At 39.5% G+C, this 11836-nt stretch carries 10 protein-coding genes; 8 read left to right on the top strand and 2 right to left on the bottom strand.

All coding sequences use genetic code 11. The features are described from left to right. Positions 1-149 precede the first annotated feature (149 nt). Complete coding sequence (gene pta, locus JCM12304_RS14605) at positions 150-1121, top strand: phosphate acetyltransferase (protein ID WP_060681195.1); 972 nt, start codon at positions 150-152, stop codon at positions 1119-1121. A 117-nt stretch (positions 1122-1238) separates the two neighbouring features. Here pta and JCM12304_RS14610 read toward each other — a convergent pair whose 3' ends face one another. After that, positions 1239-2090, bottom strand: coding sequence for a lipoate--protein ligase family protein (locus JCM12304_RS14610; protein ID WP_060681197.1), 852 nt, complete (start codon positions 2088-2090; stop codon positions 1239-1241). Positions 2091-2187: 97 nt separating this feature from the next. On the opposite strand from JCM12304_RS14610, the gene JCM12304_RS14615 reads away from it, so the two are divergent. The 3 genes from JCM12304_RS14615 to JCM12304_RS14625 all read left to right on the top strand — a co-directional run bounded on the left by JCM12304_RS14615 (position 2188) and on the right by JCM12304_RS14625 (position 4585). Then, entirely contained in the window at positions 2188-3507 is a 1320-nt protein-coding gene (locus JCM12304_RS14615) for an HD domain-containing protein (RefSeq protein ID WP_019378252.1), read from the top strand. Beyond that, positions 3497-3991 (top strand): YwgA family protein, encoded by a 495-nt coding sequence (locus JCM12304_RS14620; protein WP_060681199.1) that lies wholly within the window; start codon positions 3497-3499, stop codon positions 3989-3991. Before JCM12304_RS14615 ends, JCM12304_RS14620 begins: the two co-directional genes overlap by 11 nt. A gap of 72 nt (positions 3992-4063) precedes the next feature. Beyond that, a complete protein-coding gene (locus JCM12304_RS14625) occupies positions 4064-4585 on the top strand; it encodes a YwhD family protein (protein ID WP_060681201.1) in 522 nt (173 codons plus the stop codon). A 621-nt stretch (positions 4586-5206) separates the two neighbouring features. On the opposite strand, the gene JCM12304_RS14630 is transcribed toward JCM12304_RS14625, so the two are convergent. Further along, positions 5207-7228, bottom strand: coding sequence for a transglycosylase domain-containing protein (locus tag JCM12304_RS14630; protein ID WP_060681203.1), 2022 nt, complete (start codon positions 7226-7228; stop codon positions 5207-5209). Between the two features lie 197 nt (positions 7229-7425). Between JCM12304_RS14630 and speE the strand changes: the two genes are divergently transcribed. From speE to argS, 4 genes are all read left to right on the top strand, one after another. Continuing rightward, on the top strand, positions 7426-8253 hold the full coding sequence (speE, locus tag JCM12304_RS14635) for a spermidine synthase (RefSeq protein ID WP_060681205.1): 828 nt from the start codon (positions 7426-7428) through the stop codon (positions 8251-8253). Between the two features lie 13 nt (positions 8254-8266). After that, on the top strand, positions 8267-9139 hold the full coding sequence (gene speB, locus JCM12304_RS14640) for an agmatinase (RefSeq protein WP_060681207.1): 873 nt from the start codon (positions 8267-8269) through the stop codon (positions 9137-9139). 578 nt (positions 9140-9717) lie between these two features. Next, positions 9718-10152 (top strand): YwiB family protein, encoded by a 435-nt coding sequence (locus JCM12304_RS14645; protein WP_040956579.1) that lies wholly within the window; start codon positions 9718-9720, stop codon positions 10150-10152. Beyond that, complete coding sequence (gene argS, locus JCM12304_RS14650) at positions 10149-11819, top strand: arginine--tRNA ligase (RefSeq protein ID WP_060681208.1); 1671 nt, start codon at positions 10149-10151, stop codon at positions 11817-11819. Before JCM12304_RS14645 ends, argS begins: the two co-directional genes overlap by 4 nt. Positions 11820-11836: the final 17 nt, after the last annotated feature.

The raw sequence follows: 11836 nt of genomic DNA on the forward strand, positions 1-11836 counted from the left end.
TTAAAGGAAAAGAATGTGTATGTTTTTCCTTTCTGTCACTGGAATGTCATAACTATTTTAAAACACTGCAATGCTAGTGGACTTCGACTTTAAAAAGATGTGTTCTTAGTCTACAATTTAGGTATAAAAATCGATGGAGGGATGAACCCATGAGCCAGTTATTTGATCAGTTGGAAGAAAAAATTACCGGACAAAATAAATCAATCGTTTTTCCGGAAGGGCAAGACGAACGAATTCTAAAGGCTGCCAGCCAGTTAGGAGCAGCAGGAATTATAACACCAATTCTAATTGGTAATAAAACGGATATTCGCCATAAAGCAGGAGAATACGGCGTAAACGTATCTTCATGCAAACTAATGGATCCTGCAGAATTTGCGGAGATGGATGTAATGGTTGAAACTTTCGTGGAACGACGAAAAGGAAAGGTAACAAAAGAGGAAGCTCACAAAATATTACAGGATGAGAACTACTTCGGGACGATGCTTGTGTATATGAATCAGGCAGATGGTCTGGTTAGTGGGGCAGCACATTCAACAGCAGATACTGTACGCCCGGCCTTGCAGATTATTAAGACGAAGGAAGGTATTAAGAAAACATCCGGAGTGTTTATTATGGTTCGGGGAGAAGAAAAATACGTTTTTGCTGACTGTGCTATCAATATTTCTCCAGATAGCCAAGACTTAGCGGAAATTGCAGTGGAAAGTGCTGTTACAGGAAAACTTTTTGATGTAGATCCTCGCGTGGCGATGCTTAGTTTTTCTACAAAAGGGTCTGCAAAGTCACCGGAGACGGAAAAAGTAGAGGAAGCACTTGAAATAGCCAAAGAGAAAAATCCTGATCTCATTATTGACGGGGAATTTCAGTTTGATGCTGCCTTTGTCCCAAGTGTTGCTGAGAAAAAGGCTCCTGATTCTGTAGTACAGGGAGATGCAAATGTATTTATCTTTCCTAGCTTGGAAGCGGGCAATATAGGGTACAAGATTGCTCAACGGTTAGGTGAATTTGAAGCAGTTGGTCCTATTTTACAAGGCTTAAATAAACCAGTGAATGATTTGTCCAGAGGCTGTAGTGTTGACGATGTGTTTAAGCTTGCATTGATTACGGCAGCCCAGGCTGAATAAAATAATTACTTAAGCAATTTATCTGCATTGTTTTTTATTGATGCCCCTCCACAATGCGAAGAAAACAAATAAGGCCGTAGGATGCCTCCAATAATTTAAGGAGGCCGCTCCACGGCTTTATTTTCTTTCTAAAATTTCTGTGATGACTTCATTACGCTTTTTCATTAACGTATATCGTTTGTTGAAGGTCGATATTTCTTCTGTCGTTAAATCATTTTCATTCATTTCCTCTGTAAAGTCACGGAGTGCGTGATAGACTCGTCGTTTCATATCGTCAACGGAAATTTTTATTCCTAACAGATCAGATAATGAACCCATTACATTGGGGTTTACCTCTGGAAAATTGAAATTTGTTTGCTCTCCACGCTTACTAATTTCGTAAAATTTTTTAATCATAGAAGCCCGCTTGTGACTGTCACCTTCCACATCCAAGTAAATTTGAATAGCAGCACCATCTTTAACCCGTCGCTGAGAAATTCCCGCAAACTTTTTGCCATTAATGCTTAGATCATAATCTCCTGGACAATAGGAGTCCTCTATTTCATATGCCTTAATTTCCTCTGTTAAATCGCGCAGCATATACTGAACAAAACTAACCATCGCCTCATAACAATCATATATGGAGATATGTTTTACATTAGGAAGAACGAGAGAAATATTGAGTACCCCCTCGTCCAAGGCTACAGCGAGTCCCCCGGAATTCCGAACAACGACATTATAGTTTTCACTGGTCAAATACATAACGCCTTCCTCAATATGGGGAAGTTTGGCATCCGGAATGCCTAAGACAATCGTGTTTGGGTGGACCCACAAGCGTACTGCGGGTGGGGATGCTTCATTACTAACCGAAATGGCTAATGCATCGTCTATAGCAAAGGATGTCATTGCATTAGAAGTATATTTTCTATTAACAGAATGGTCTATATAACGAAATGTTGTATGTCGAATAATGTCTTTCCAGTTTTTCATAATGTTCTCCTACTCTGAATACTTGTTATCTCTTTTTTAGTTTCTCCAACTATTATATAATAAAAAGAAATAGTCGAAAAGAAACGGATGGGAAGTCATGTGTTATAAAGAGGAACAATTAATTGAAGAAAAGGTTTTTAAAGATCCGGTGCATAGGTATGTACATGTCAAGGACCGTGTCATATGGGATCTTATAGCTACACCCGAATTTCAAAGATTACGCCGGATCAAACAGCTGGGGACTTCTAATTATACATTCCACGGAGCAGAGCACAGTCGTTTTAACCATTCTCTTGGCGTTTATGAAATTGTTAGGAGAATTATATATAATTTTCAGGAACGTCCTTATTGGAATAATGAAAAACGATTACTCTGCTTATGTGCTGCATTATTACATGATCTAGGACATGGTCCGTTTTCCCATTCCTTTGAAAAAGTATTTAAATTGGATCATGAACAGTATACTCAGGCAATCATCCTGGGTGATACCCATGTTAACCGTATTTTAAAATCAGTGGAACCGGGGTTTGATCAAGCGGTTGCAGATGTCATTGCTAAAACGTATGAAGATAAGCTGGTTGTCAGTTTAATATCCAGTCAAATTGATGCGGATCGGATGGATTATTTGCAAAGAGATGCCTATTTTACAGGTGTCAGCTATGGACACTTCGATATGGAACGCATTTTGCGAGTAATGCGACCGATGGAGGATCAAGTTGTTATTAAATCAACTGGGATGCATGCAGTAGAAGATTATATTATGAGCCGCTATCAAATGTATTGGCAGGTATACTTTCACCCTGTTACGAGAAGTGCAGAGGTAATATTGTCAAAAATACTTCATCGGGCTAAATTTTTATTTGAAACAGAGGATTTTACATTTAAATTGGAACCAACTCACTTTATCTCTTTTTTCAAGGGGAAGGTAGATTTGCAGGAATATTTAAGGCTGGATGAGGGTATTGTGTCGTATTATTTCCAACTATGGCAGGAAGAGGATGATGAAATATTACAAGATCTTTGTGAGCGGTTCTTAAACCGTCGCCTCTTTAAATACATTGAATTCAATCCCAATCTGCAAATGAATGATTGGATGGAGTTATACCGTTTGTTCCAAAAAGCAGGTATTGACCCGGAATATTACCTCGTGGTCGATTCTTCGTCTGATTTACCCTATGACTTTTATCGGCCTGGAGAAGAGGAAGAACGACTTCCTATCCATCTACTAATGCCTGATGGTAGCTTAAAAGAGTTGTCCAGGCATTCAGATATAGTTGAAGCAATTTCAGGAAAAAAGCGGACAGACCACAAGTTATATTTTCCTAAGGATATGTTGGAAAAGCTAAAGGACGAGCACATTAAAACGCGGATTAAGGATATTTTATACGGTCAAGGAGAGGTAGAAAATGCTAAGTAATCATGCAAAGCTAATGCAGTTTTTTTCTGTTGCTAAGGAAGTAACCGGTCGGAAGAAACTTCAAAAGATGATATACATACTTCAAAAATGTGAAGTGCCTTTTGAAGAGAAATACCAGTTTCACTTTTATGGACCATACTCTGAAGAACTGACATTGCGCGTAGAGGAACTATGTAACCTCGGCTTTATTGAGGAAGTGAAGGAAGAAAAGAGTAACTATTATCAATACAACTATGCCATTACTGATGATGGAAAAGGGTTTCTGAATCAATTCCGCATGGATATGCCAGATTTTAGTGAGCAAGTGGGATTACTACAAGGGAGAAGTTCACGGTTTCTTGAACTTGTTTCTACCATGCTTTACTTTGATTATTTGCCAGCTGAGCAGGTCGTCGATAAAGTACATACAGTAAAACCAAAACAAAAATACAGCGAACAAGAAATTCAGGAAGCGAACGAATTTATTCATAAACTGAAGCATTAAGCGAGATATATGAATATAGGTATATACTTATGCTACAATGGAAAACAATAGAAATATAAGGAGGGCATTGAGATGAGTTCGGATCAATCTTCCAATCAAAAAAAGACAAATGCTTTTACCATTATTAAAGATGATTCTACAGATGGCCATGGTGGTTATGGTGCAGGGACAATTAGCTTGGAAAATATGTCACCTGTCATTATAGACCCGGAAGAGAACAATGCTTATGTAGATATGGGTGCCATGCATGCAAGAAGTGATATAGAGCGCCGTGTTAAATATATGCCCAACAGAGAAGACGTCCCTAATGGAAGGTTATACTGGATTGTCTGGGTGAATGTGGAGCGTGGGGAAAAAGGTCCGTATTATGCTGGTGTGGCAGGCAGTGAATTACGTGTGGATCGCCCGAACAAGCGTGCATATAAATCCATGGCACAGCATGTAACACATATGGAGAAATCACTAAAAGGTAAAATAGTTGTAGAGCATATGGAGGAGCACTCTAAAAAGCTTCTAAAGGATTTCCTTGTCGATTTTAATGGCGAGATGTGGAGTAATTCTACAAACGAATTAAAAGACGCATTGTCGGAGTGAAATTTGAAAAGTGAACATTTTGTGACTTAATCATGAACATTCTTCTAATATCTTGTACTTTGCGCTATAAATTTGTAAAATATGTGTACATGGGCTACTCATGTATTACTAGGACAAAAAAGAAGCCGACAGGAAGTAAGACGGACCTTACTTATGTCGGCTTCTTTTTATGCTTGAAAATAGTATTAATATATATGGGAGTTATCCAATCATTCGCAAAATGGCTAAACTGTAAAATAACTTGGTTGTAGTTTATCTCATTTTAAGAAAGTGGGTGGACTCATTGATTTTCATTTTTAGAGAGTTAAAATGCAGTCTTTAGCGAAGGGGAAATATGAAGACTCCAGCGGGAAAAGCGAGACCCCACATTCATACAAAGGTTGGAAGGCTAAAGGCGCGACGTCCTGGGACTGCGTAAACTCGTCCCACCAAAGCCCATTGTCGCAACGCCTTCATGACCAACATCCTCGAAAAAGAAGTACACTTTTTCATCGTGCGATGTTTCTCATAGAAGCTTCCCTTGTCCTGTTGGCCCGAAGCTCGCAGGCTGCCCGCGGAAAGCGTAATATTTTCCCGTAGCGAGATTAGAAAATCATATTAACTCGTTTTGTTCAAAAATAATCAGCGGAAGAGGTCGAATAATTTTTCTAGCATCCCTTCCTCATCTTTGGCTCCATTTTCTTCATAAACATGATCTGTACAATGAATCTGTGGTTCGGTACCTTTTTCAAAATACATCACACGGCTTGTGTCACAATAAGCAGTAGCTCGTTGCCCAGTCGACGGATCTACAGGGACACCGACAACTCCTGCAGGCATATCAAAGGCTTCGTTAGGCAAACCCTTATGTGCTGTCTCCATAAACTGGCTCCATATAGACTTAGCATAAGACTTTTCGGCAACTGCTTCCATAGGACGGTTGTCATCATACCCCACCCATACCCCAGTTACCAATGACGGACTATACCCAATCATCCAGCTGTCCGAATTTGTTGTTCCGGATTTGCCTGCATAGATGCGTGTCAATCGATTACTTATCGTAGACCCAGTTACTGACATATAACCATCCAATTGGCTGTCGAACATGCCAGTCATTAAATGATTTAACACGGAAACCTTCTTTTCATCTAATTTTTGTTTTCCAAGGGTTTCTTCTCTTTCAAATACAGTTTTTCCGTTTGCATTATCAATTTTTTTAATCGTATGTGGAGACATCTCATAGCCTTCATTTGCAAGCATGGCATAGCCTGCAACCATTTCCTTAACAGAAACAGTGGCTGTTCCAAGTGCAAGAGATGGTACGGCAGGAAGTGGACTTGTGAAGCCAAACTTCCTTGCTGTATCAACGAGTTCATCAACTCCCAAGAATAAGTGTGTTCGGACAGCATATACATTATCCGATAATGCGAGGGCTTGTGCCAATGTGATTGGTTTATTGGCATAATAACCATTATAATTGCTTGGTTTATACTCCTCTCCATTTTCCAAATGAAAAACAGTTGGCTCACTCATCAATTCTGTTGTCGGAGTAAATCCTTTTTCAAGCGCAGCATAATACAAGAAAGGTTTAAATGCAGACCCAGGCATTCGTTTCGCCTGTGTTGTACGGTTGTACGGACTCTCTGCATAATTTCTTCCGCCGGACATTGCCAGTATTCCTCCAGTATTTGGCTCAATTGCTAGTACACCTACTTCTACTTCACTGGAAGAGCGTACGGTTTGATTAATCTGCTTCTCTAATTGCTGCTGGTAATCCCTATTTAATGTTGTATGGATTTCAAAGCCACCAGAACGAATTGCTTCCACATCTAAATTCAATATTTCAGCAGCCTCTTGCAGTACGGTATCTTGAAAGTGTGCGCCAATTACCTCTTCATTTTCATTTTTTGCAGTATATGTCAGTTCTTCTTCAATTGCTTCTTTGTATTCACTCTCTGTGATTACTTGTTCGTTCCGCATGACCGCTAAAATATGCTGCTGTCTTTTTGTTGCGCGCTCTATATCATTTAATGGCGAATAGTAGGTTGGTCCTTTCGGTATGCCTGCTAGCATGGCAGCTTGTGCTAAGGTTAATTCGCTTGCTGGGATTTCAAAATAGTAATTACTTGCGGACTCAATTCCATAGGCACCATGGCCATAATAAATAGTATTTAAGTAGCCTTCGAGAATTTCATCTTTGGAATAAAACATTTCCAATCTTACCGTGTAAAAAGCTTCCTTTATTTTTCTTAACCACGTCTTTTCATGGGTCAAATATAAATTTCTTGCGTATTGCTGGGTAAGTGTACTTGCACCTTCCTTAAGAGATAGACTTTTTATATCTTTGATAATGGCACCCATAATTCGCTTGTAATCAAAACCATGATGTTCATAGAAATGCTGATCTTCTATTTGCAGGGTGGCATCAATAAGAAAAGGAGAAATTGCCTTTAATTCTACCCAGTGGCGGCTCTCACTTCCGCTTTCTTCGCCAATAATCTCGCCATCATTGCTGTAATAGACAGTATTTTGCTGATTTGATAAGGGCGGCGGCCCCATTATATAGCTCAGCAAATAAACACCGCCAATTAGGCAGCCAATCGCAAAAAAAGATCCGACCAAGACCCCAAATATCCATTTTAATCTTTTAAACTTTTTTCTCATTATAATGGCTCCAATATGTGTGCATTAGTATCATTATGGGAAAAGATATAAAGATATAAACAAAAAGTGCTTGTCTTTTTATAAAAAAAAGCATAAAATGTTGCTCTATCAAGTTTCATAACGGAAACAAAGGAGAGCTTCTTCGTTTTTGTGTGCAATTTATTTTATAGGTAACAACACCAAGAGGAGTGTTTATATTGAGTATATGGTTTACGGAAAAACAGACAGCAAACTTTGGCATTACTGCAAAGGTAAACAAAACTTTAGCCGCACTTCAAACTGACTACCAAGACTTGAAAATGGTAGAGACAGTTGAATGGGGAAATATGCTTTTATTAGATGATATGGTTATGACAACAGAAAAGGATGAGTTTGTATATCATGAAATGGTTGCACATGTACCCTTGTTTACCCATCCAAGTCCCAAGCATGTACTTGTAGTTGGCGGGGGAGATGGTGGTGTTATTCGTGAGGTACTAAGGCATCCGTCTGTCCAAAAAGCGACGCTTGTGGATATTGATGGGGAAGTCATTCACTATTCAAAAAAATATTTACCAACCATTGCCGGATCTTTAGACGATGAACGCGTGGAAGTAAAAGTGGATGATGGTTTTATGTTTATAGCCAACAGTGAAAAAGCATTTGATGTCATACTGGTGGATTCCACTGAACCAGTTGGACCAGCAGTAAACCTGTTTACACAAGGTTTTTATGCAGGAATTCATAAAGCTTTAAAAGATGATGGGATTTTTGTAGCCCAGACAGATAATCCATGGTTTAAAGCAGATTTGATTCATCAGGTTTTTCATGATGTGAAAGAAATATTTCCGGTAACTCGATTGTATACAGCAAATATACCAACATATCCAAGTGGTTTATGGACGTTTACTATTGGGAGTAAAATTCATGATCCGTTGAAAGTGAAGCAAGAACGTTTTCATGAAGTTGATACAAAGTATTACACGCCAGAAATTCATTTTGCATCATTTGCCCTTCCAAGATTTGTGAAAGAATTGACAGAATAAAGGGGGAAGCAATATGCGATTTGATGAAGCGTATTCTGGCAAGGTATTTATCATGTCAGGAAATGATTTTGAAAAAGCAAAAGCGGTTATTTATGGAATGCCGATGGATTGGACAGTGAGCTTCCGCCCGGGTTCCAGGTTTGGTCCGGGAAGAATTCGTGAGGCCTCGATTGGTTTGGAGGAATATAGTCCTTATATGGACAAGCATTTGGAGGAAGTCGCCTTTTTTGATGCAGGTGATATTCCGTTGCCATTCGGTAATGCGGAAAGAAGTCTCCATATGATTCGTGAATATATTGGCAAGCTGCTTGCACAGGGAAAGTTTCCAATCGGACTCGGCGGTGAGCATCTGGTAACATGGCCAGTGATTCAAGCAATGCATGAGAAACATCCGGATATGGCGCTGATCCATATTGATGCACATGCTGATTTACGTGAGGAGTATGAAGGTGAGACGCTTTCCCATTCTACCCCAGTACGTAAAATATGTGATTTAATTGGAGCAGACAATGTATATTCCTTTGGTATCCGTTCTGGTATGCGTGAAGAATTTCAATTCGCCAAGGAAAGTGGCATGCACATGTCGAAATTTCAGGTGGCAGAGCCATTAAAAAAAATGCTGCCGGAATTACAAGGAAGAAAGGTCTACGTAACGATTGACATCGATGTACTTGATCCGGCTTTCGCTCCTGGAACCGGTACAGCAGAGGCAGGGGGAATTAGCTCCACAGAATTATTGGAAGCTATTCAACTGATTGCGGAATCTGATATCCAGGTAATCGGCGCCGATCTTGTGGAAGTGGCTCCAGTATACGACCATTCTGAAAAAACCGCCATTGCAGCTAGCAAATTCATCCGAGAAATCTTACTGGGATGGGTGAAATAATGAAAGCGCGCTTCTGTTTTGAAACAGGAGTGCGTTTTTGTTTTGACTCTAATACACATCTAGGGTTACTCAATGATTCGGAAAATATATATATTGCGACGTAACTAAGAATATAGAGGCTGCTTAAATCACCGCTACGGGGAAATATTCCGCTTTCCGCGGGCGGCTCCTACCGGAATAGGATGAGCTGAAGACCCTGCACGAAGCGTAGCGGAGGAAGCGGCTGAAGCCATGCCGGTGGAAAGCGGCCCCCTTCAGCGGAAATCAATGGGGTTATCCGCTTCTACAAGGGGCTAAAATTTTCAGTAGTTCGCATTTTTCTCCAACTATGAATGAACAAAATACGGTTGTACCCCAACATTTGCAGTAGAACCGTTAGTCAAATGGAAGAGGTTCTGTAGTCTGTATTTTTTTACTTATTATTCTATCTCTATAACCGAAACCAGCACGACAAAAATAAAGCATTTTAAAAAGATAATGAACGAGATAGTGAGTTTTACCAGAAAGATATTGATTATCCTATTCATTTAAAGATATAATAGTAAATTATATGAATTAATATAAGTAGAGGGATTAACATGAACGCACTACACAAAAACGTATCCATTGAACTCCAGACCATGATTGAAGAAGATGGGGCGAAGGAATCAAATAAACAAAAACATACAGGGAAATACTATAAGAGAAATAATCTGGATGTACTTACATATGAGGAAACATCTGATGACAAATCTGTCATTCACAACCTGATTACGATTCAACAAAATAAGGTGAGTATTAAGCGTTCTGGAAATGTAAAAATGAATCAGCAGTTTCGAGAAGGTCAGATTACGGAGAATGTGTTTTACCACCCGCATGGTGGTATCCATATGGAGACATATACAGAAACTATTCACTACCAGTCGAATGAGGAGTCAGGTTCATTAACGATTGATTATAAAGTCAAGCTAAATGGGCAAGAGGAACGGAATCAGGAAATAAAGTTGAGTTTTAAAGAGGAGGAATCCCAATGAACGTATTAGTTCAAACGGAAGAAACGTTAAAACAAGAAATAGCAGCAGCAGTGATCCAGGCAAAATTGGCTACAGCTGAAGAGCTTCCTGCGGTCATTTTGGAAAAACCAAAGGATAAAGCACATGGAGACTTTGCATCCAATATTGCAATGCAGCTTGCTCGTATAGCTAAAAAAGCCCCGCGTCAAATTGCTCAGGACATTGTAGATCATTTGGATCAAACAAAAGCCTCCATTGAAAAGGTGGAAATAGCAGGACCAGGGTTTATTAACTTTTTCATGAAAAATGACTTTTTGGAGTCAATTATTCCTACTATTTTGGAGGCGGAAAGTACATACGGCCAAACAAACGCTGGAAAAGGTGAAAAAGTCCAAGTAGAGTTTGTTTCTGTAAACCCAACTGGTGATTTGCACTTAGGGCATGCTCGTGGAGCAGCTTTTGGAGATGTGCTTTGCAATGTTTACGCGGCTGCTGGTTATGATGTAGAACGTGAATATTACATCAACGATGCGGGTAACCAGATTGATAATCTGGCCTTATCAGTTGAGGCACGTTATCTGCAGGCACTTGGACAGGAAACGCCTATGCCTGAAGACGGTTATCATGGTGCAGATATTATTGAAATAGGTAAAAAGTTAGCAGAAGAAGTTGGTGATAAATGGGCCAAAACGAATCGAGAGGAACGGCTTGCTTACTTTAAAGAATATGGTTTGAAATACGAATTAGGAAAAATTGAAGAAGATTTGGAGGCTTTTCGTGTTAAATTCGATAATTGGTTCTCTGAGCGTTCCCTTTATAATGATGATCAAATTTCGAAAGCATTGGAAAAGCTGCAGCAGGGTGATTATATTTATGAAAAAGACGGTGCTACCTGGTTCCGCACTACTGCATTTGATGATGACAAAGACCGCGTCCTTATTAAACAGGACGGCAGCTATACGTACTTAACTCCGGATATCGCGTACCATAAAAATAAACTGGACCGTGGCTTCAATAAGATTATTAACGTATGGGGTGCTGACCACCATGGCTATATTCCGAGAATGCGTGCAGCTATCCAAGCGTTAGGCTATTCTGCAGATAAGTTTGCTGTAAAAATTATTCAAATGGTAAACTTGTTTGAAAACGGTGAAAAACTTCGTATGAGTAAACGTACGGGGAAAGCAGTTGCTTTACGTGAGCTAATGGATGAAGTGGGTATAGACGCTGTTCGTTATTACTTTGTCACTCGTTCCAATGACTCTCAATTGGATTTTGATATGGATTTAGCACGCTCTCAATCCAATGACAATCCAGTCTTTTACGTTCAATATGCGCATGCGCGTATTTGTACAATGCTGAAACAAGCGGAAACGAAAGGGTTTGCTGTTGACGGAGAGTTTGACACAACCTTGCTGAATGCGGAAAAAGAAATGGATTTATTGAAGAAGTTAGGTGAATTTCCACAAACAGTAGCAGATGCTGCGGAAAAACAGACACCTCACAAAGTAACACAATATGTATATGATCTTGCCACATTGCTGCATAGCTTCTACAATGCAGAAAAAGTATTGGATGCAGATAATAAAGAATTAACCCAAGCGCGAATTGCTTTAATGAAGGCTGTAAGAATCACATTACAGAACGCTCTTGATTTAATTGGTGTATCTGCACCAGAAAAGATGTAACCAAATCTGTTCATATG

Source organism: Virgibacillus halodenitrificans JCM 12304 (genome assembly GCF_001310895.1).
Classification (GTDB): Bacteria; Bacillota; Bacilli; order Bacillales; family Amphibacillaceae; genus Virgibacillus_Q; species Virgibacillus_Q halodenitrificans.